Source organism: Chryseobacterium sp. DZ-32 (assembly GCF_059587025.1).
The window spans coordinates 269465-289654 of the sequence record NZ_JCAIOM010000005.1 but is presented as its reverse complement, the minus strand read 5'-3'; the positions used below and the strand labels follow the sequence as shown (position 1 = coordinate 289654).

General features: G+C 37.0%; 21 protein-coding genes. 9 read left to right on the top strand and 12 right to left on the bottom strand.

Annotated elements, in window-relative coordinates:
• Window positions 1-23: 23 nt before the first annotated feature.
• Entirely contained in the window at window positions 24-476 is a 453-nt protein-coding gene (locus AC59HC_RS07870; RefSeq protein ID WP_062671580.1) for an Hsp20/alpha crystallin family protein, read from the top strand.
• 135 nt (window positions 477-611) lie between these two features.
• On the opposite strand, the gene AC59HC_RS07865 is transcribed toward AC59HC_RS07870, so the two are convergent.
• A complete protein-coding gene (locus AC59HC_RS07865; RefSeq protein ID WP_496558398.1) occupies window positions 612-1400 on the bottom strand; it encodes a PhzF family phenazine biosynthesis protein in 789 nt (262 codons plus the stop codon).
• 328 nt (window positions 1401-1728) lie between these two features.
• Between AC59HC_RS07865 and AC59HC_RS07860 the strand changes: the two genes are divergently transcribed.
• On the top strand, window positions 1729-3021 hold the full coding sequence (locus AC59HC_RS07860; protein WP_343643019.1) for a hypothetical protein: 1293 nt from the start codon (window positions 1729-1731) through the stop codon (window positions 3019-3021).
• 55 nt (window positions 3022-3076) lie between these two features.
• Here AC59HC_RS07860 and arsB read toward each other — a convergent pair whose 3' ends face one another.
• From arsB to AC59HC_RS07825, 7 genes are all read right to left on the bottom strand, one after another.
• Entirely contained in the window at window positions 3077-4108 is a 1032-nt protein-coding gene (arsB, locus tag AC59HC_RS07855; RefSeq protein ID WP_496558397.1) for an ACR3 family arsenite efflux transporter, read from the bottom strand.
• Between the two features lie 2 nt (window positions 4109-4110).
• Window positions 4111-4722: an arsenate-mycothiol transferase ArsC gene (locus tag AC59HC_RS07850; protein WP_496558396.1), complete on the bottom strand. Its 612-nt coding sequence runs from the start codon at window positions 4720-4722 to the stop codon at window positions 4111-4113.
• A gap of 12 nt (window positions 4723-4734) precedes the next feature.
• Window positions 4735-5208, bottom strand: a complete 474-nt coding sequence (locus tag AC59HC_RS07845; RefSeq protein ID WP_110009676.1) for a DUF6428 family protein — start codon at window positions 5206-5208, stop codon at window positions 4735-4737.
• 76 nt (window positions 5209-5284) lie between these two features.
• A complete protein-coding gene (locus AC59HC_RS07840; protein ID WP_110009677.1) occupies window positions 5285-5614 on the bottom strand; it encodes an ArsR/SmtB family transcription factor in 330 nt (109 codons plus the stop codon).
• Window positions 5615-5798: 184 nt separating this feature from the next.
• Entirely contained in the window at window positions 5799-6740 is a 942-nt protein-coding gene (locus AC59HC_RS07835; RefSeq protein ID WP_496558395.1) for a 3',5'-cyclic-nucleotide phosphodiesterase, read from the bottom strand.
• 126 nt (window positions 6741-6866) lie between these two features.
• Window positions 6867-7988: an agmatine deiminase family protein gene (locus AC59HC_RS07830; protein WP_496558394.1), complete on the bottom strand. Its 1122-nt coding sequence runs from the start codon at window positions 7986-7988 to the stop codon at window positions 6867-6869.
• Window positions 7989-8057: 69 nt separating this feature from the next.
• Window positions 8058-8882 carry an AraC family transcriptional regulator gene (locus tag AC59HC_RS07825; RefSeq protein ID WP_202843779.1) on the bottom strand — a complete coding sequence of 275 codons (825 nt, stop codon included), beginning with the start codon at window positions 8880-8882 and terminating at the stop codon, window positions 8058-8060.
• A 162-nt stretch (window positions 8883-9044) separates the two neighbouring features.
• Here AC59HC_RS07825 and AC59HC_RS07820 point away from each other — a divergent pair, with 162 nt between their 5' ends.
• Together AC59HC_RS07820 and AC59HC_RS07815 are read left to right on the top strand one after the other, a co-directional pair.
• The gene (locus AC59HC_RS07820) at window positions 9045-9293 is read left to right on the top strand and encodes an FUSC family protein (RefSeq protein ID WP_110009680.1); all 249 of its coding nucleotides are present in this window, start codon (window positions 9045-9047) and stop codon (window positions 9291-9293) included.
• Window positions 9293-9700 (top strand): YybH family protein, encoded by a 408-nt coding sequence (locus AC59HC_RS07815; RefSeq protein WP_110009681.1) that lies wholly within the window; start codon window positions 9293-9295, stop codon window positions 9698-9700. The genes AC59HC_RS07820 and AC59HC_RS07815 overlap by 1 nt, the downstream gene beginning before the upstream one ends.
• Window positions 9701-9771: 71 nt before the next feature.
• On the opposite strand, the gene AC59HC_RS07810 is transcribed toward AC59HC_RS07815, so the two are convergent.
• Window positions 9772-11226 carry a sigma 54-interacting transcriptional regulator gene (locus AC59HC_RS07810; protein ID WP_343643003.1) on the bottom strand — a complete coding sequence of 485 codons (1455 nt, stop codon included), beginning with the start codon at window positions 11224-11226 and terminating at the stop codon, window positions 9772-9774.
• A gap of 61 nt (window positions 11227-11287) precedes the next feature.
• Window positions 11288-12427, bottom strand: coding sequence for a vWA domain-containing protein (locus AC59HC_RS07805; RefSeq protein WP_202843170.1), 1140 nt, complete (start codon window positions 12425-12427; stop codon window positions 11288-11290).
• A gap of 575 nt (window positions 12428-13002) precedes the next feature.
• Between AC59HC_RS07805 and AC59HC_RS07800 the strand changes: the two genes are divergently transcribed.
• The 4 genes from AC59HC_RS07800 to AC59HC_RS07785 all read left to right on the top strand — a co-directional run bounded on the left by AC59HC_RS07800 (window position 13003) and on the right by AC59HC_RS07785 (window position 17384).
• Complete coding sequence (locus tag AC59HC_RS07800; RefSeq protein ID WP_202843168.1) at window positions 13003-14736, top strand: sensor histidine kinase; 1734 nt, start codon at window positions 13003-13005, stop codon at window positions 14734-14736.
• Complete coding sequence (locus tag AC59HC_RS07795; protein ID WP_202843166.1) at window positions 14714-15367, top strand: LuxR C-terminal-related transcriptional regulator; 654 nt, start codon at window positions 14714-14716, stop codon at window positions 15365-15367. The genes AC59HC_RS07800 and AC59HC_RS07795 overlap by 23 nt, the downstream gene beginning before the upstream one ends.
• A gap of 519 nt (window positions 15368-15886) precedes the next feature.
• The gene (locus tag AC59HC_RS07790) at window positions 15887-16294 is read left to right on the top strand and encodes an ACT domain-containing protein (RefSeq protein ID WP_429815400.1); all 408 of its coding nucleotides are present in this window, start codon (window positions 15887-15889) and stop codon (window positions 16292-16294) included.
• A gap of 142 nt (window positions 16295-16436) precedes the next feature.
• Window positions 16437-17384: an alpha/beta fold hydrolase gene (locus AC59HC_RS07785; RefSeq protein ID WP_429815397.1), complete on the top strand. Its 948-nt coding sequence runs from the start codon at window positions 16437-16439 to the stop codon at window positions 17382-17384.
• 71 nt (window positions 17385-17455) lie between these two features.
• Here AC59HC_RS07785 and AC59HC_RS07780 read toward each other — a convergent pair whose 3' ends face one another.
• On the bottom strand, window positions 17456-17851 hold the full coding sequence (locus AC59HC_RS07780; RefSeq protein ID WP_343642996.1) for a VOC family protein: 396 nt from the start codon (window positions 17849-17851) through the stop codon (window positions 17456-17458).
• A gap of 122 nt (window positions 17852-17973) precedes the next feature.
• On the opposite strand from AC59HC_RS07780, the gene AC59HC_RS07775 reads away from it, so the two are divergent.
• Window positions 17974-19170: a hypothetical protein gene (locus AC59HC_RS07775; RefSeq protein ID WP_429815394.1), complete on the top strand. Its 1197-nt coding sequence runs from the start codon at window positions 17974-17976 to the stop codon at window positions 19168-19170.
• Here AC59HC_RS07775 and AC59HC_RS07770 read toward each other — a convergent pair.
• The gene (locus AC59HC_RS07770; RefSeq protein WP_202843153.1) at window positions 19167-19853 is read right to left on the bottom strand and encodes a Crp/Fnr family transcriptional regulator; all 687 of its coding nucleotides are present in this window, start codon (window positions 19851-19853) and stop codon (window positions 19167-19169) included. The two genes, AC59HC_RS07775 and AC59HC_RS07770, sit on opposite strands and share 4 nt — an antisense overlap.
• Between the last annotated feature and the right edge of the window lie 337 nt (window positions 19854-20190).

The window sequence follows — 20190 nt, the reverse complement described above, 5'->3', positions numbered from 1 at the left end:
AAACTTAATTAAAAATGATTACAATGAATAATCTAATAAGAAGAAACGGAAACAGCAACCTGGGCTTTTCAAATGTCTTTGACGATTTTTTTGGTCGTGAACTTTTTAACTGGGGCAATAACAATTACTCATCTACCAGTACAACCGTACCATCGGTAAATATAAAGGAGAATGGAGATGCTTACGAAGTTCAGGTTGCAGCTCCAGGTATGAATAAAAATGATTTTCAGATCAGGCTGGATGGTAACCTGCTTACCATTTCATCAACGAAGGAAGATCGTAAAGAGTCAAAAGATGACAATTTCACACGAAGAGAGTTCAGTTACCAATCCTTCCAGAGAAGTTTTGAGCTTCCAAAAGATGTGGTGGATCAGGATAATATTAATGCAAAATATGAAAATGGCCTTTTAATGTTAACCATCCCGAAAAAAGAAGATGCGAAGCAGAAACCTCCAAGAATGATTGAAATATCATAGAAAAATTATAAAAAAATTGGCTACTAAAAAGTAGCCAATTTTTTTATAATTTTTAAGAGGGCAGATTAACTTAAATCTTTGAATCGAATGATTCACGGTCTTTAATTGTAGCATATACTGTGACTGCCAGAAAATCTATTCTATCCAAAAATGCCCTGCAGAATACGTTTGGGCTTTCCCTGCCACAATTACTCTTTCATTTTTATTTTCACAATAGAGCTGACCACCTCTTTCAGAGATCTGGCGGGCAAAAAGCTTATCCTTCCCTAATCTTGATGACCAGAAGGGAATCAGTGAACAGTGTGCAGAGCCTGTAACAGGATCTTCAAGAATAGAGGACTGCGGGGTAAAGTATCTTGATACAAAATCACTGTCAGTGCCTGCTGCTGTCACGATAACACCGCCCGGGTCCAGGTTGATAAGGTCAAAAACGGATCTTTCAATGTTGATATTTTTTACATCTTCTTCAGAATCGTATACCAGAACATAATCTCTTGCTTTGAAAACTTCCTTAGGCTGTATATTAAGTGATCTGGATATGATTTCCGGAAGAGTAGAGGCTTCGGGCATTCTGGACGGAAAATCCATATAATACATCCCATCTTTAACATCAACTGTCAGTTCGCCACTTTTGGTTTCAAAAATGATTCTATTGCGCTCATAATTTAAGATGGAAACAAGACAATGGGCAGTAGCCAGGGTAGCGTGGCCGCATAAATCCATCTCTATTTCAGGGGTAAACCATCTCAGGTGAATGCTATCACCGTTATCAATGAAAAAGGCGGTTTCTGCCACTGCATTTTCACGGGCTATTTTTAAAAGGATTTCATCGGGTAACCAGTTTTTTAATGGCACAACACATGCCGGATTTCCATGGAAAACAGATTCTGTAAAAGCATCTATCTGATATAATTCTAACTTCATTATTAATAAAAATTTCGTTCCCTATAAAGATAATCTATTTCTGAGATAAAGTCCTTATTTGTCTATAATTCCATACAACATTTAATGGTCTCTGATTTATTTTCTTATACAGATAAATATTTATTCCTTCGTTCTCCGGTTTGTAATAATTTTTCCACAACCGGATGGCCATTTTCTTACAGATGTTTTTTGGGGCTGTAATTGTTCTTGATTGCTATAATTCATTATATTAGCTTTCTAAAGTATTTAATTTGCATTTATCATGTGCGTACTATTGTAGATGCAGCCATCTATTTTAGAGAAAAACTTAACCATAAAGAATTTAACCATGAAGCAGACTGTTGCTACAGCTTTCTTTTTCTTGTTTGTATTAGGTGTAAAAGCACAAACGCAATCTACTTCCCCTGATACAGTTTCTATTTTTTTCGATGAGTTAAAAACAGCTTCAAAGAAGAATATCGGACTTTGGAACAAAGATTTATATGGTCCTATGATTTTAATTGATCCGAAAACCAGGGAGCTTTTTGCCAATGAGCCGGATTTGGAGGGCATTCTGAAAGGTAACGGTACTACTTATTCTGGAATTTTACCTGCTGCTGTCAATATTGCCAATACCGCGGTCAATTGGGGTGGAAAAAGATGGGCAATGGCTATGCTCCCCCTTTCTGAAAATAAAGAAAACAGGATTAATCTTTTGGCTCATGAATCTTTTCATAGCATTCAGCCTTCATTGGGATTTACACTTAACAATGTGGAAAATAATCATCTGGATCAGAAGAAGGGCAGGATTTACCTGCGTCTCGAATTGGAAGCGCTAAAGCAGGCAATCCGCTCAAATTCAGAAAAAGAAATGAAGCAGCATCTCACCAGTGCCTTTACTTTTAGGAAATACAGGAATACACTTTACAAAGGTTCTGAAACAACAGAAAATCTGCTGGAACTGAATGAAGGAATTGCTGAGTTTACGGGGCTCATTGTGAGCGGCAGAAATAAAGAGCAGGCAAGGTCTTCTCTTTTGAATGGTATTGATGGTTTTATGAAAAATCCCACATTTGTACGTTCATTTGCTTATTATACAACACCTGTTTATGGATATTTGCTGTATCAAAAAGATCCGGACTGGAATAAAAAAATTGATGCAAAAACTAACTTGACCAGCTATTTCAGTAAAGCACTCGATATAAGAATTCAGGCTGACCTGCAAAAAGAAGTTAAGAAACGATCTGATCATTATAACGGACAATCAATTATAAAGGAGGAAACCGAAAGAGAAGAACAAACTAAGAGGCTTATTGCTGAATACAAGCTGAAATTCATTCAACAGCCTCATTTTGAAATCAAATTTGAAAAAATGAATGTTTCCTTTGATCCGAGAAATATTATGCCTGTAGAAGATCTAGGGACAGTATATCCCAATATCCGGATTACTGATTTGTGGGGTATTCTGACAATTGAAAACGGAGCATTAATGAGTCCAAACTGGGATAAAATTTCAATATCCAATCCAGTGAAAACTGAAAATAGAAAAGTGTCAGGTGACGGATGGACTCTTGAACTGAAGGATGGTTATACAATCACTAAAGATGAAGGCAGTGGAAATTATAAATTGAGTAAGAACTGATATCCATAAAAAAAGCATCACTGTTTCGGCGATGCTTCTTGTTTTGGTAATGAAATTAATGGTACCATTTCTTTTTCATAAATAAACTGGCTTTTACGAGAAGTATTAATACCGGAACCTCTACCAATGGACCAATCACCCCTACAAATGCCTGAGGCGAATGAATACCAAAGACTGAGATGGCCACAGCAATAGCCAGTTCAAAATTATTTCCGGTAGCAGTAAAGGCTATGGATGCATTTTTATCATAAGGAATTTTTAATGTTTTATTGATGATAAAACTTACAAAAAACATCAGAGCAAAATAGATTACCAAGGGGACTGCTACCTTAATGACATCCATTGGCAATTCCAGTATTTTAGAGCCTTTCAAACTAAACATGAGTACGATGGTAAATAACAGAGCGTACAATGTCACAGGAGAAATTTTAGGTGCAAATTTTCTGTTGTACCACTCAGCATCTTTTGATTTGATCAGGACATATCGGGTAAGAAAACCTGCAAGAAAAGGAATTCCAAGGTAGATCAATACACTTTCTGTGATATCCTGCATAGAAACACTCACATTAAAGCTTGCAAGACCTAACTGATCGGGAAGGACATTGATAAACAGCCATACCAGGAAGCTATAGGTGAATACCTGAAAGATACTGTTTAAAGCAACCAGCAATGCCGCATATTCTCTGTTTCCTTTAGCGAGGTCATTCCAGACAATCACCATAGCAATACATCTGGCCAGTCCAATGAGGATTAATCCGGACATATAATCAGGTTCATGTCTTAAAAAAAGAATAGCGAGAACAAACATCAGAACCGGACCAATAATCCAGTTGAGCAATAAAGAAATGCCGATTACTTTTTTATCCCTGAAAGCCAAGGGCAGGAGAGTATAATCAACCTTTGCCAGGGGCGGATACATCATCAGAATGAGACCGATGGCCAGAGGAATATTAGTGGTTCCAAGAGACTGTGAATTGATGATATCAGGAATAGCCGGGAAAAAATGCCCCAAAGCAATCCCTGTCCCCATAGCCAGAAAGATCCATAAGGTAAGATAACGGTCTAAGAATTTTAATCTGGACTGCATGATTATCTTTTGATTTTAGAAAAAACATACAACATTTCTTCTGCAATTTGTAAGCTTCTTTCAGTATATATTGCTGACTGTTCCGGTGTGTTATCTGAAATCTTTGGATCTTCAAAGGTGATCGGAATTCTTTTTTCCGCACCAGGGATAAAAGGACATCCGTCATCTGCCTGCGAACAGGTCATAATTGCTGCAAAATCAGATACAGGATTGAACGGACTGTCATATTTTTTTGAAAAACCAATTACCGGAAGACTGTTGTCATCATATTTTACAGCATATACAGAATTGGTGGTCTCAGCAATGCTGAAAACCGAAAAGCCTTGTTTCGCCAGGACTTCCGCGACTTTAGGAAATAATGCCGTTGTTTCCGTGCCTCCGGAATAGCAGTGAACTTCCGGAATGGCAAACAAAGAAGCCGCTGTCTGTGCCCAAACTTGTGCCAGATGGCTCCGGCGTGAATTGTGGGTACAGATAAAATTCAGGTTGATTTCTTTGCGGTCATCCACCTTTTGCTGGATAAAACTGATCAAAGGCTCCAGAACTTCTTTTCTGTCGGCATCTATACTTTCCCATTTCAGAGATTGAATCGTGTTTAATAATTCCTGATACATAATTAATAAAAATTAACAGCAGCCGGATCCCGGAGTGCAGGCCGATGTTGGGGTTACAGATAGTTCAGACAGATTTTTCTTTTGTTTTTCGGAAGGAATTCCGCAGGCGTCCTGAGCAAGACATGCTGTTGTTTTGCTTTTCAGTACGAAGTTTTTTCCGTTAAATTCAAGGTCATATTTACCAATGGTTTCTCCCTGATATTCAACTTCAATTTCCGAGTCTTCTATTCCAAGCTTTTCTTCGGAAAGCTGAATGATATGAAGTAACTTTCCAGGTTTTAGACGATGTTCGTAATCATCAGCATCCCAAAGTTGAAAATTAACCACTTTTTCATTTCTGATGACCCCGCCGCAGTCGATGAAATTTTTTGTGATCTGACCCACTTCTGTTACGTGGAAATGTTCTGGAACAAAATTTCCGTTTTCTAATTGAAATTCAACATTTTCCAATGCAGGAAGAATTTCTTTGATTTCTGATAGTCTCATAGTAGATTAAAATTTAGTGTTATAATTTTGTAATGATATATTGCAATATTACGATGTTCGTGTTCAAAAAAATGCCTTAACAGCATTGTTTTATAGTAACATCCTGATTAAAAAACAGGTTGAATTCATTCTGAAACTGTTTCCATGTACTTTCATTAATGCAGTAACATACAGACTTTCCTTCAATGGAACCTTTGATGATTCCTATATTCTTAAGCTCTTTTAAATGCTGCGAAATAGTGGCCTGTGCCAATCCTAGTTCTTCAACGAGATCATTACAGATACACGCTTTTTGATTAATGATGTACTGTAAAATAGCGATTCTTGCCGGATGTCCCAAAACTTTAAGCAGAGAAGCCAGCTTATTTTGTTCTTCAGTATAAAAGTCTGTTTTAGTAACTCCCATTGTTGTAATTTTATATTGCAATATTACGATGATAAATTAATATAACCATGAAAAAACTTATTAATTTCAGATAAATAAAATTAAATTATTGAATTTCAGTATATTAAAATTGTTTTGTTATGAATGATACAGTTGTAAATCAAAAAAGATGAAGCCTGTTTCCGCTTCATCTTTTAATTTATTGTTAGGGTAAACTAATCTTTTTACCCTGTTCCGGGAAGATATACCTCACTTTTAGAGGATTGTTCTCTAATAATTCCTTTTTGATCAATTCTGGATTATCACCTGTCGGCTTTCTATGAGTAACCACAATATTAAGGCCTTCAAGGCTGCTTTGTCCGGTCTTTTCTTTAAGTTTACTCAATTCCTCAATCAGCAGATTCGGAGTAAGGTGCCCGAACAGCAGATGTTCTGGCTGACTGTTGGGGAAAGAAACTTCAATTAATATCGTGTTGAGCTGTCTTTTTTTAACAAGTGGAGCTGTCCTATTCCAAAGTTGATCCAGACGGTCAGATTTTTCTATACGGTCTGCACCGGTATCTCCAAGATAAAGCAGATAATGATTTTCTCTTCTTACCAATGCGGCACTGCTTTTATATGGATTTACGTGGCTCAGTTCATAGCCAGTTATAAAAAAAGGTGTTTTAGGCGCTGGAATCTCAGTTCCTTCCTGGAGTTCATTATAATGGTATTTTCCAAGGATTGGTTTTTGTCCCTGATCTGCAAAATTAATCCAGGTATCTGTAATAAAGTAATGATTCTGTAAAATCTGAATCACAGGAGCTATGGCGAAAATATCTTTCTTGGAATCAGCCGGAGAATTGATGATAAGCCCTGACAGATGATCGAGATGACCGTGGGATACAAAATATCCTTTGATCTGATCTTTTAAAACCGTTTCTGCTGATCCTTCAAGACTTTTCAGTTCAATCGCTTTTCGTATTCCGGTATTTACGGTACCGGCATCCAGGCAGAGAAATGCATTGTCTTTTGGAGCGCCTACCAGATAGGCTGATAAATTGTCTTCCTGCTCACCACCATATATTCCTAAGGGAATTACATCAAAATTCTGTGCCTGGCAAACCATATTCAGAAGAACCAATAAAGAAAGTGCTGTTTTTTTCATAATACGTATAATAGAAAACCATCTTTTTCGGGATGGACAGGGCAAATTTACGCTATTTTTTTGACGACTGAAGCTGTCTATCAGTAAAGCCTGCTGAAATGAGCAGGCTTTATTCTTACGATTATTTTATTGAGGTTGTTGCTGGGTGACACAATGTACCATTCCGCCATTGGCAAATAAATTCCGGCAGTCTATACCAACCACCTGTTTGCCAGGATAAAGCTGTTGGATAATATTGTTGGCAACTGCATCGTTAGGGTCGTTATAATTAGGAACCAATACACGGTTATTGGCAATATAATAATTGATGTATGAAGCGCGGCCCACATTTTTCCCGTAAGTAGTGATCACATCATTTCTTGTTAAAGGTACTTTTACAAACTGATAGGCAGCTCCGGTTTTTGTGGTTGCATCATACAGTTTATCAATATCTCCATTGGGAACCTGCCAGTAGTTAAGATCGTCCGGATTCATTGTGATAATGGTAGATGAATTAGCAAATCGGGCAAATCCATCGATGTGCATGTCTGTGATATCCAGACCGGCTTTTCCATTCAGCCAGATAAATTTGGTTACTCCGAGGTTTTTAGTAAATATGGCTTCTGCCTGTTGTTGCGTCATTCCCGGATTTCTGTTATTATTCAGAATAGAACTTTTACAAGCCATCAACACTCCGTTTCCGTCAATTTCCACACTTCCTCCTTCATTGATCATGACTGAATTAAGATTGATTTTTGGTATATTGGTATCGGCTGCTATTTTTGAAGGTATTACGTTACATTTGCTGTAATCGGCTTTGTTTCCCCAACCGTTAAATCCCCAGTCCTGAATGAATAACTGCCCGTTCTGGTCTTTTACATAGATAGGACCATTGTCTCTTACCCAGAAGTCATCCGTTGGATAAATTTTGAAGTTGATATTGGTGAGAGAAACTCCAGCATTGTTGAGCAGACCTATAATACGATTCTTTTCTGCACCATCATAAGCAATAATGTGAACTTTTTCACTTTGTACAAGTTCTTTGGTCATCGCTAACCAGGTGGCATCCAGTCTGTTGCGGTAAGTCACTCCATACTGATACTGATGAGGCCATTGAAGCCAGGTTCCTTCATGTGGAGCTGATTCTTCAGGCATTTTGTAAACAATGGTTTCCGGATTTACCGTACCCGGTAATTCTGTTAAGTCCGCTGATGAGCAGGATAATAGAAGAAGAGGTAATAATGGGAACATGATTTTCTTTTTTTGCATAACTGATCTATTTTTAACAGGGCAAAATTAGATCGATTGTTTTTCTTAAAGTTGTCCCAAATTGACAACTTACTTCAAAGGTAATAAAATATAGGTCAGTTGTTTTTCCTGATCATCTTCGTTTTCAGCATGATTTTCATACTTTTCAATGATAGGAGTGTGTGAAAACTCAAGACCTGAATTGAAAATCCAGCGTGAATAGATCTTCGTATACGTGTCGTCTATTGTTTCGTAGCTTCCATGATGGGTAAAACGGGCATATTTACCTCCGAACATCATTTTTGAAGGTAGCTTTTTATTTCCGGACTGAACGGATGAGCATGCATCATAGCGGCAGTTGATTTCTGTTTTTATTAATGGTTCATCGGCTATAACTCCAAAATATTCTATCCCGGAGTCAGGAAAATCATTTTCCATGAACTTTTCCCACAGCACTTCAATCTCTTCATTGTTATAACAGGTGTTAATGCTCTGATAATATACCTGGACAGGTTTCAGATAAACAATTTCGGGTTCCAGCAAGACCTCTGAGGTAACAGGAATGATGGCACCTCCACAAAGGAGTTGTTCCTTACTTTGTCTTGCAGCTTTAGGGGAAATCCCAAAATGTTGTTTAAAAGCTTTGGAAAAGGAAGCGATATTGGCAAAACCAACTTCAATGGCAATGGAGGTAAGATTTTCCTGAGTATAAAGAATGCGTTTATAGGCATTTTCTACTTTTAATCTTTGCTGGAAAGTACCTATTGTCTCCCCACAGCTGTACTTGAAAATGCGCTGGATATTCCGGTAAGAATAATGAGAAATGTCTTCCAGTTCCTTTACAGAAACAGGCTGGTCGTAATTCTTCTCCATAAAATTGATAACTCTGTAAATACAATTCAGGTTGTCTTCCATAAGCATTGAACTTTTTCAGAAACTGGTGATATGAAATAAATTACAAATAAAAGAAATAAAAAAATATCTTGACAATATTGTAATTTAGCTTTCGGTAAAAATAGATTTAAAAAAAATGAATTTTACCGCTCTAAAACGAAAAACCAAGAAATACTATTAAATATGGAAAAAGATTTGTCAGAATTAACGGATCAGGAGTTGATAGAGAAAAAAAGAACTATTGAAGCCAGAAATGTTGTGAATGCTATCATCCTGGGAGTATTGGCTGGAATTGCTATTTATAGTACCATAACCAAAGGGATCAGTTTCACTACTTTTTTACCGATACTTCTTGCTTTTTTTGTGGCCAACAGCTGGAATAAAGGTAAGAAAGGCTTGAAAAGGGAAATGGACTCCAGAAATGTGAAGTAATGCAGGAATTTAACAGAAAAACAGAAACTGGTGCTGTAGCCTATTTTCGGCATTGCATCAGAAACGGAGATGTAAAAGGAGCATTAAGTTGTTTTCATCCAGAAGCAGTCTACATAGACCGCGATGGAAGAGAGTGGAGAGGGTTTGAGCAGATAGAAAGGGCAATGAATGAGATTTGCCGCTTACAACTGGATATTCAAGGTGAAACTCCACATATCACTGTTGTAAATGATCTGGCGATGTGGCAGGATCAGTGGGAAATAACGGGAACTGCTCCGGATGGGCATTCTATTCATATGACAGGCAATACTTCCTGTATCATGAAAAGAAATGAAGAAGGAGAGTGGCTATGGTTGGTTGACAATCCTTTCGGTTCTGCTGTGCTTAAAAATGACAATCTGGTATAAAGTCTTTCAGAAACAAATAAAAAACCTTCAGATGAACTGAAGGTTTTACTTTTATATTATTTTACTGATTTTTAGTTACGTAAGAATTGGCCAATCCCGGGAGAATCAAAAGTGAATGCATTCTGATTTTCAGATTTGTCAATTTTATTGCTGATCGTTAATGCCCAAAGCACCAGTTCTTTGCAGAAGTTCTGATCTTCTTTGCTCAATTCGGAAGCATTTTCTTCCACTACAGTTGTCAGAGGTTCTATCTTATCAAGTTTAGCATAGAATTCTTCATCTGTATCATTGTAATTAAGTTCTAAATGATTTTTGTTGAACCACCTGATCAGGTCAGTGTACGGTGTTTTGATCCCTTCTTTTTCCAGTTTTGAAATACGTGGGAACAGGCTTTCAAATTGGGTAATTACGGCTTTATCAATTAAGATTTTGGCTACGTAATCAGCACCTTCCTGTTCACCTTCATAGACCAGTTCGATTTTCCCTGTGATTGATGGAATGATCGACATGAAGTCAAGCAGACGTACAGTAGTTCTCTCTGCTCCGGATTCAATTAAACGTAATTTGGCTGCTGCCATTAAATTTTCCATAGCACTGATGGTAAGACGGGCACTGACACCACTTTTCGCATCCACATATTCGCTGATACGGGCTGCAAAAGCAACTTCTTCCAGGAGATCTTTCGCCAGATCAGGAATCTGGATCTGTGCTTTATCTTCAGCAGAAATCAATGCTTCCTGTTCTGTAATTTGTCTTGCAAGAGCGATAGTTTTTGGATAATGGGTGAAAATCTGAGACCCGATCCTGTCTTTCAGCGGTGTTACAATACTTCCTCTGTTGGTATAGTCTTCCGGATTGGCTGTGAAAACAAACTGAATATCAAGCGGCATTCTCAGCTGGAATCCACGGATCTGAATATCTCCTTCCTGTAAAATATTAAACAGGGAAACCTGGATTCTGGCCTGCAGATCCGGCAATTCATTTAAAACAAAAATAGAACGGTTGGCACGTGGAATCATTCCGTAATGTAAAACACGTTCATCGGAATAGGGTAGTTTCAAGGTAGCTGCTTTAATAGGGTCTATATCACCAATTAAATCTGCAACATTCACATCGGGAGTAGCCAGTTTTTCGTAGAAACGATGAGAACGGTGTACCCACGAAATTGGAGTTTCATCTCCTAATTCAGCAAGCAGATCTTTGGCAAACTTTGAAATGGGATGAAACGGGCTGTCATTGATTTCAGACCCTTTTACGATAGGCATATATTCATCAAGCAGATTTACCATGCTTCTTGCAATCCTGGTTTTTGCCTGTCCGCGCAGTCCCAGTAAATTGATGTGGTGTCCGGCAAGAATTGCCTTTTTCAGTTGGGGAACAACCGTGTCTTCATAGCCCCAAAGCCCTTCAAACACAGGTTCTTTAGATTTGATTCTGGCAATCAGATTGGCCTGGATTTCCTCATTAATCGTTTTGTGAGTATAACCGGATTTTTTTAATTCTTTGAATGTAATATCGTTTTTCATTGTCTTGTAATACTATTTATCTGATGAGATTTTTATTTTTAAATAATGTAAAATCTGATCTTTATATTCTTCTTATTCTGTTTTTTTCGTAATCTTCAAAAATCATCTGCCCTAATCCTGACAGTCCGGTCAGGAAGGCTTTTCCTTTATTCTGGGCTGTAAACTCTTCCACAAACTGACGCAGGTAAGGATCCTGGGCAATCATGAAAGTCGTGATAGGAATTTTCAGTTTTCTCGCCTGCGCTGCTCTGTTGAAACATTGGTTGACAATCTTTTCATCCAGCCCAAAGCTGTTCATATAAAACTCACCGCTGGGCAACTGAATACAGCTGGGTTTTCCGTCGGTGATCATAAAAATCTGCTTGTTGGTATTTCTTTTTCTGCGAAGGATATCCATGGCGAGTTCCAGACCTGCTACGGTATTGGTATGATAAGGACCAACTTTTAAATAGGGAAGGTCTTTGATCTTAATCGGCCATGCCTCGTTTCCAAAAACAATAATATCGATGGAATCTTTAGGATATTTTCTTTTAATCAATTCTACGAGTGCCATGGCTACTTTTTTGGCCGGCGTAATCCGGTCTTCACCATATAAGATCATAGAATGGCTGATATCAATCATCAGAACAGTACTCATTTGTGCCTTATGCTTGGTTTCCTCTACGATCAGATCATCTTCTGTGAGACGAAGGTCTGAGATTCCGTTGTTGATCTGTGCATTCTTTAAACTTTCGGTCATGTTCACAGCAGCAAGATCATCCCCGTATTGGAAAGAACGGTTTTCACCATCACGTTCATCTCCGATTCCTGTTTTATGGGTACGGTGATTTCCGGCTCCGTTTTTCTTCAGTTTACCAAAGATCTGATCCAACGCATATTCACGAAGGGCAGCTTCCAGTTTAGGGGTTAATATATTTTTACCTTTTCCACTTCCCGTATTGCCTTTTTCAGGGTCTTCTTCCCTGATATAACCTCGTTTTTTCAAATCCTCTTCAAAATCCTGAAGGGTATACTCATCATTGAAAATATCATATTCCTGATCAAGCATGTCCAGCCAGTCGAAGGCTTCTTCAATATCTCCGGAGGTATGGGTAAGCAGATCTTTGAAAACATCAAAGACACGCTCAAAATGTGATAATTCCTCCGGCACATGTTTGCTGAATATCAAGCCTTTTCCGGGATTAAAATTTTTATCTGTCATAAGATGATAAAGCGGTTTTTGCAGTTAATTGCTTTTGAACATTTCAGAGAATTCGGTGAATGGTCTGAAGTATTCTTTAATTCCTTTCAAACTGAAAAGTTAGGAAAATATCACCTCATGTTTCCCTTAGAAAAATAGAAAATACTAATGATTATAATATGGAATCGAAATATAATTCTGGGCTTTTTTGCTTACTGTGAATTTTACATCTGAACTTTATCAAAGTTTTGTGAGTTTCTAATGTGTTTATTTTCAAATGTTTGAATTGTTTTTTGGAATGAAATAAACAGAAAAAGAACATTTTGCCGGAAGCCTGCTTTTTTGCTATTGATCTAAAAAAATAGATTTACATACATAAAACTGAATGTTGAGAAGCAGTTTTAATTGTAAAAAGAATTAAATTCTGTGTGTTTTATCAAATATTCATTATTAGTAAGAAGACAAAAATTACTTTAACTTTGCCAGTTAGATAATATATGGCTATTATGAAATTACTGAAAATAATGCTATATTGTTGAAGACTAATATCTAATGGACTTATGTAGTCAGGAAATTAATTTAACTGATAAACAAATATGAAAAATAAATTCTTAAATTTTAAATTGAGAAAACTTGTTCATTATTCCTTGATCCTTTGTATTTTACTGATACAGGTGATTATTGCCATATTTTTCTACAACGAATTTGTCAACGGGAAAAAGCTGAAGTTTATAAAAGATCAGCTTGAAGAAAGCCGTGCCCTGGGAGGATTAACTGATAATTCCAGGAAAGATTTCATGGATGCACAGGATCATCTTCAGAAATATATGGCGACTCAGGATAATGATGATCTGCAGCTCTATTTCCAGTCGCTGAGAAAACTTAAAACTAATTTTGATAAAATTGGTGAATACGAAAATACAAGTCCAAGATTGAAAAAAAATCTGGCTATTCGTAGTAAGGATACCTTAAAGACCGCAAAACTGAAGACGTTAATAGATTCAGTGTACCAGACATCCCTCAATCCGCCGGCAAAAATTGAGGACAAACAATATGAACCTGCCAAGTATAAAAACGATTTTGAAGATTTCAATATTCAGACCCGTACTTATGCGGATACCATTAAAAAGAAAGGCTTTTTCGGGCGTCTGAAAGATGCGGTAACAGGGAAAGTGGATGTTCAGAAGGAGAGTACTGTAATCACAATGACCAATAACAAGACTCTGGATATTTCTCAGGTAAAATCCAAAATGGACAATACCCTAAAATCTATGGACAAGCATTACGCTGCCGAAGTAAAAAAGGTTCAGCTGCTTGCGGCCATTAGTCAGAAGAATAATTTACAGTTTTACAGCAATTTCAGTAAGCTGCTGGTATATAGTAATAACTTAATAGAGGTTTACGAAAATGCCATCAAGGATTTTCAATCTGAACTGGAAAAAGAATACAACGACCAAAGCTCTAATAATAACAAGATAAGAACCTATCTGGTATTGGGACTGATGATTCTGATGTTTATTGTTTCTATTCTGATTATGTATTTTACAAGAATGGCGTTTATTTATGAACAGAAACTGGATGCTGCCAATAAAGAGATTAAAAAGAATCTTAATTTCAAAAACAGGATTCTGGGAATGTTAAGTCATGACCTGAGGTCTCCTTTAAAAATCATCAATATTTTCATTGACAAAATCCACAGAACCACCGAAGATGAAACGATAAAGGATTATCTTAAATCCATCAAGTTCACCAACAGTACCTTGCTTCTGCAGTCTAATCAGATTCTGGAATATACCAAAAACGAGAATGCTGAAAAAGAGCTTATACAGTCGGTCTTCAATCTTAAAGATGAAATCAGCTCTATTGTAAAGGTCATTACCCCTTATCTGGAAACGAGAAACAACAGGTTTGCTGTGACAGACAGAATCCCTGAAAATCTGGTGGTCTATTCGGATAATATCAGAATCAATCAGATTTTTATGAATATTCTGGGGAATGCCAACAAGTTTACAGAAAACGGACAGATTGATCTTGTATTGGCTACAGAATCCCTTGGAGAAAATAAAATTTGCCTGATCACAACAGTAGCAGATACGGGAGTAGGAATATCAGAATCTGATCTTGGTAAAATTTTTGATCCTTATTATCAGGGGATGGTTTCTGATGAAGTAGATAATCTGGGAGCAGGACTTGGGCTTAACCTTGTAAAAGAAATTGTAGAGCTTTTTGACGGTAATATATCGGTTGAAAGCAAATTACATAAAGGAACTAAAGTGACATTCAGGATCAATTTAAATATTAATAATAATGGAAACACCAATACAAAATAAAGAGATTATATTCCTTCTGGCAGACGATCACAGCATTGTACGCCAGGGAATGGAGATTGTTATCAGCGATATTGTTCCTAACGCTAAAGTTTATCAAACTTCATCCTTACATCAGGTATTGGAACTGATAGAATCGAAAGGAATCGAGATCGCTGTTATTGATGCCCATTTCCCGGACGGAAACAGTCTTCATATTTTGCCACAGATGAAAAGCGTAAATCCTGATATTAAAATTTTGATTTTTACAGGACTTGAAGAAGAGCTGCACGGCCTTAAATTTATTAAAGCCGGTGCTGATGGCTACCTGAGTAAACTGAGTGAGGAAGAAGACGTAAGAAAAGCAATTACAACCTTCATCGAAAAAGGAGAGTACTTCTCTGATCTTCTGAGAAACCTGCTGGTACAGTTTGTTTACAATCCGGATCTGATAAGCCCGCTCAACAGTTTAACCAAAAGAGAAATGCAGATTGCAGAACTTTATGCTGAAGGATATGGAAACCTGGAAATTTCAAACAGTCTGAATATCAAACAAAATACAGTAAGCACAATCAAAAAAAATATCTTTGAAAAACTCAAGATTGAAAATATGGTTGAGCTTGTGGACCTTGTCAAAACCCACCATAAACTATAGTGTTTTTTAAGGTGATCTCCACTTCTTATTGTCAGGGTATTATATTTCATCGATAAATATCTATAAGTCGATCGACATGTATCGATGGGGTTTATAGAGAATTTTATTTGGAAATGTTGTTCCTTTGTAATGTAAAATTTAAGTAATGAAAAACAACTGAGAAATGTTTTTTAACTTCTTAAGTTTCACAAGCAAAAACAACAAATGATGATAACTCAATAAATGGTGGTTATTAGAAACACAAATGATGAAAAATTAAAAAACACTGATGAAATTAAAGAAGTGTATGAAAAACCTTAGACGGACTTCTTAAAAAAGCCAAATGATCAGAAAAAAACACAAACACATATAGTGAGGTTCAGTTAACAGGTTACAGTACAAACACAAAAAGGAGGCATACAGCCTCCTTTTGTGTTTTTGGGCAAGAAATATATTTTCTCACTTCAACAGAACCATTGTGTTTTTTATCAAATGATAAACAAATACTGCCATCTATCCCTTAGTTTTGTATCAAAAAAGATGTCAGGAGAGAAAGACTTGGCCATACTGATTCAGAATATGGAACCAGTATTGAATACCGGAGAATATGTATTTTGTACTGTTGAAATTTTAGCAGCAATACCGGATCTCGAAAAGGTTCTGTTTTTTTTCCGGGAAAATGAAGCCGTTACCATTGTGGTAGAAAAAACAGTAGCAGATGAATGGAATATGGATTACAGTTATATTTCTTCATGGATTACCCTTACTATTCACTCTTCTCTGGAAGCTGTGGGGCTTACTGCAGCTTTTGCCAATGCTTTGAAAAAGGAAAATATCAGTTGTAATGTCGTTGCCGCTTACTTCCATGATCATATTTTTGTTGCCCGAAAAGATGCTGAAAAAGCAATGGAAGCCCTTTATGCATTGAGATCAGCTCAGGAGCTGTAAAATAATTTTTTTGGAGAAATTTTATTTCACCTTTTAAAATGTCTGATTGAGCTGCTAAAATGTCCTCTTGATAATGAAATTGAGTGTTCTGCCTGTTTTTGTGTTTTATGTTTGCACCATAATCATACAAAAATAAACAACAATGAAAACAATCAGAAAAATCTCAGCCTTAAGCTTATTATGTTTAACTCTTTTTACTGTAGTGACAGTTTCCTGCACTGAGGAAAATGAGCCTCCCACGGCGCAGGAGATACAAAACAGAAACCACCAGACTGCCAAAACCCAATTCATAACCGTTAAAGGAAATGCCATCGCATACCGTGTTTTAGGAAAAGAAGACGGGATTCCTTTGGTTCTCCTTCCGGGATTAGGCGGCTCAATGGATGACTGGGATCCTGCAGTGACAGATGGACTGGCTAAAAACTATAAAGTCATTATCTTTGATAACAAAGGAGTCTCTTCCTCAAAAGGAACCACTCCCAATACGGTTCAGGCGATGGCTGACGATGCGGTAGACTTTATTAAGGCTTTGAACCTGACCAAAGTGAATATCATGGGATTTTCTATGGGAGGATTTGTCGCACAGCGAATAGTACTTACCAATCCGTCACTGATTAATAAAGTGATTTTAACAGGTACAGGGCCTCAGGGAGCCATAGGATTGTCTAATCTGCCCAATATTATTGCCGGAACTGCTGGCTTAAGCCCGGAAGCTTCATTCCTGAAATTTGGTTTTACAGAATCAGCTCAGAGTATTGCGGAAGGAAAAGCTTCTTTTGCAAGAGTTCAGCTTCGTACGACGGACAGAGATCTTCCGTTAAGTGATGCTGCCTCCGGTGCTCAGTTTACTGCAGTATTGAGCTGGGCTCAGCCTGATGCTGATGCGCTTACAGAAATAGAGAAGATTAAAAATCCCGTACTGATTGTGCATGGTGAAAATGATCTTCCGGTATCTGTTCAGAATGCAAAAAATATGGCTCAGCATTTAGACCATGCAGAACTGGTGATCTTCCCGGATTCAGGACACGCTTCTTTTTATCAATATCACGATACATTTGTTGCGAAAGCTACAGAATTCCTTGGAAAATAAATATGTTCTTAAAAAATTATAACAAGAAGACCCGCTGATGAACAGCGAGTCTTTTTTATTGATATCAGGATTTAGCCGAATTTCTTCACAGCCTCTTCACTTACCGGAGTAAAAAAGTTAATCATATTGCCATCCGGATCACAGAACAGGAGAGATCTGTTTCCCCATGGCATCGTTGTCGGCTCCTGAATAATTCGGGAAGTCATACTTTTAATCCTTTCGTATTCTTCGTCAACATTTTTAACCATAAATTCAATAATGGTTGATTTTGTTCCTGCGAAATCTGTAAGATCTTCTGAGAACATTTGCATGGTCCGGGTACTTCCGATAGCAATTGTGATAGAATCAGTAGAGAGTTCTGCAAAATCTTCTGTATACCATGTGGCAGAAAATCCGGTAATCTGTTCATAAAATTGTACTGCTGCTTTAATGTCCTTACTAATGAGTCTTAATGAGGTAAGTTTCATAAGAATATTTATTTAAATTTTAAAAAACAAAGGTATGAGCTTGTTATGACAGTAAATTGTCAGTAGCCATTAACAGTCTTTATTTTTTTTGATTAAATTTGATAGCGCCAAAATCATAACCTATGAAAATCAAAGTATTAACTCTTTTTCTTCTTTTCCTTAGTCATGCCTTTTATGGCTGCAGTATGTTTAAAATGACCCATAAGGGAAAGACAATCGTTGGAAATAATGAAGATTGGGTAAGTCCCAATGCTGAAATCTGGTTTGAGCCTAAACAGCAGGATAAATACGGAGTAGCCTATGTCGGTTTTATCAATCGGTTTCCTCAGGGAGCCATGAACGAAGCCGGGTTAGTTTTTGATGGATTTGCCACTCCGGAAGTTTCAGTTCCCAAACAGGAAGGAAAGATTCAAAAGCCGGTTCGGGATATTGTACATTATGTGATGGCAAATTTTAATACAGTTCATCAGGTAAAAGACTATCTGTTTACCGTAGATATGAGTTTTCTGACTTCCAGTGTGATGATGTTTGTTGATAAAACAGGAGAATATTTACTTGTAGAAGGCGGAGCTTTGGTTCTTGGAAATCAGGAATACTATATCCAGTCGAATTTTAATCCTACAAAAAGTACCGTTGATGAAGATAAGAAAAAGCTGGATTATTATATGAAAGGTGTCAGCTTTCTTAAAGCCCGGAAACCCGACGGAACGCCAGCTTTCTGTTCTTCAGTGATGGATCAGATGCAGGTGAAAGATACACAGTATACCAATATCTATGATCTGAATAAAGGAACAATACAACTTTTTCTCCATCATGATTTCTCTCAGTCAGTCGAGATTAATCTTGAGGAAGAATTGAAAAAAGATACCCATTCCTACATGATGGCAGACCTTTTTCCTGCCACTTCAGAAGGAGTATTATTTTATAAAAAATATAATAATGCAGATAATCCTGCGGGATACCTTCAGGATATCTGGGCAAAAGGAACAGCTGGTAAAACCAAAGAAGAAATCGAAAATTATAAAGCTACATCAGGTTTAGCCTGGCTCAGCAATTATATCGGATATGAATGGATGCGGGACAAAAAACAAATAGGCGCGGCTATTAAGATTTTTACCTTTGCTACAGAAATGTACCCTGAAAATGCTAATTTATTTGATAGTCTGGGAGAGGCTTACTGGATGGCAAAAGATTATAAGGCTGCTATTATGAACTATGGTAAATCATTATCCCTTAACCCTAAAAATCTGGATGCTATTGATATGCTCATGAAAATCAAACAAGAGCAGGAAAAAATTGAAAGCAAAAAGATAAATTAATAAAAATTAGCGATATGAATTAATCGCTTAATATCAGTAATTTGTATTTTCCGTCCTTCAGATCTGATCAGTTTTTCCTGCTTGAAATCATTGATGATACGGGCTAAGGTTTCTCTTGCTGTTCCCACCATATTGGCAAGATCCACACGGGAAAGGGTAATGAATACTTCATGGTCAGGTGTGTCATTTGATGTATACTTATCATGAAGAATCAGTAAACTGAGAGCAGCTCTTTCACGGACTGTACGGTGGGATAAAACTGCAATAAGGTTCGCCATTACGCTGAATTCATGGCTTAAAGATTTCAGCAGCAGCCTCGAAAGCACTGATGACTGACTCAGAATATCCAGAAAACTGTCTTTTGAAATAAATGAGATCACAGAATTTTCAAGGGTTGAGGTCGTATCTCCGTAAGATTCATTGCTCAGAATAGCAGAATATCCGAAAAATTCACCGGAACTGTAAATGTAAATAATCTGCTCCCTTCCGTCATTATCAACCTTGTATTTCTTTATTTTACCTTCGTTCAGGTAGTAAACGCCATTGGGTTTCGTTCCGTCAGTAAATATGGGTTCATTTTTACGATAGTTCCTGGTTTTCATAGCTCCTGTAAGAAGATTTTTATCATACTCAGGGAGTTCATCAAAAAGATACTGATTGTTAAAAATAAATTTTGAGATCATAATTTTTCTATACAGGATATTGGGTGTACGTTCAGTTTTTAACTTAAATCACATTTTAAACCGATCTAAATCACAAGATTTTTTTCCTGAACGAATTACTTTTACAAAAGTAATGAAATTGATTCTGAAATAAGAAAAAGAAGATCTCACAGAGGCCTTGAAGCCTTTTCAGAATCATTATTTATTACTAAAAAATAGGATTTTACGTTAAAGGGGAAATAGTAGACCTATAAAGAACACTGGATAAATATTTAAGCGGACATGTTTTTCACAGTTTGACGCTGACATTTCTAATTATTTTTTTTACTTATTTATTTTATCCGGTTGTTCTTTTCCT

Bases quoted from the DNA above. Each gene is read 5' to 3' on its own strand.
- AC59HC_RS07820 (WP_110009680.1), top strand. From the start codon at position 9,045: ATGGAAAAAGATTTGTCAGAATTAACGGATCAGGAGTTGATAGAGAAA.
- AC59HC_RS07840 (WP_110009677.1), bottom strand. From the start codon at position 5,614: ATGGGAGTTACTAAAACAGACTTTTATACTGAAGAACAAAATAAGCTG.
- AC59HC_RS07845 (WP_110009676.1), bottom strand. From the start codon at position 5,208: ATGAGACTATCAGAAATCAAAGAAATTCTTCCTGCATTGGAAAATGTT.
- AC59HC_RS07825 (WP_202843779.1), bottom strand. From the start codon at position 8,882: ATGGAAGACAACCTGAATTGTATTTACAGAGTTATCAATTTTATGGAG.
- AC59HC_RS07785 (WP_429815397.1), top strand. From the start codon at position 16,437: ATGAAAACAATCAGAAAAATCTCAGCCTTAAGCTTATTATGTTTAACT.
- arsB (WP_496558397.1), bottom strand. From the start codon at position 4,108: ATGCAGTCCAGATTAAAATTCTTAGACCGTTATCTTACCTTATGGATC.
- AC59HC_RS07815 (WP_110009681.1), top strand. From the start codon at position 9,293: ATGCAGGAATTTAACAGAAAAACAGAAACTGGTGCTGTAGCCTATTTT.
- AC59HC_RS07810 (WP_343643003.1), bottom strand. From the start codon at position 11,226: ATGAAAAACGATATTACATTCAAAGAATTAAAAAAATCCGGTTATACT.
- AC59HC_RS07835 (WP_496558395.1), bottom strand. From the start codon at position 6,740: ATGAAAAAAACAGCACTTTCTTTATTGGTTCTTCTGAATATGGTTTGC.
- AC59HC_RS07795 (WP_202843166.1), top strand. From the start codon at position 14,714: ATGGAAACACCAATACAAAATAAAGAGATTATATTCCTTCTGGCAGAC.
- AC59HC_RS07800 (WP_202843168.1), top strand. From the start codon at position 13,003: ATGAAAAATAAATTCTTAAATTTTAAATTGAGAAAACTTGTTCATTAT.
- AC59HC_RS07850 (WP_496558396.1), bottom strand. From the start codon at position 4,722: ATGTATCAGGAATTATTAAACACGATTCAATCTCTGAAATGGGAAAGT.
- AC59HC_RS07805 (WP_202843170.1), bottom strand. From the start codon at position 12,427: ATGACAGATAAAAATTTTAATCCCGGAAAAGGCTTGATATTCAGCAAA.
- AC59HC_RS07790 (WP_429815400.1), top strand. From the start codon at position 15,887: ATGTCAGGAGAGAAAGACTTGGCCATACTGATTCAGAATATGGAACCA.
- AC59HC_RS07775 (WP_429815394.1), top strand. From the start codon at position 17,974: ATGAAAATCAAAGTATTAACTCTTTTTCTTCTTTTCCTTAGTCATGCC.
- AC59HC_RS07870 (WP_062671580.1), top strand. From the start codon at position 24: ATGAATAATCTAATAAGAAGAAACGGAAACAGCAACCTGGGCTTTTCA.
- AC59HC_RS07770 (WP_202843153.1), bottom strand. From the start codon at position 19,853: ATGATCTCAAAATTTATTTTTAACAATCAGTATCTTTTTGATGAACTC.
- AC59HC_RS07860 (WP_343643019.1), top strand. From the start codon at position 1,729: ATGAAGCAGACTGTTGCTACAGCTTTCTTTTTCTTGTTTGTATTAGGT.
- AC59HC_RS07865 (WP_496558398.1), bottom strand. From the start codon at position 1,400: ATGAAGTTAGAATTATATCAGATAGATGCTTTTACAGAATCTGTTTTC.
- AC59HC_RS07830 (WP_496558394.1), bottom strand. From the start codon at position 7,988: ATGCAAAAAAAGAAAATCATGTTCCCATTATTACCTCTTCTTCTATTA.
- AC59HC_RS07780 (WP_343642996.1), bottom strand. From the start codon at position 17,851: ATGAAACTTACCTCATTAAGACTCATTAGTAAGGACATTAAAGCAGCA.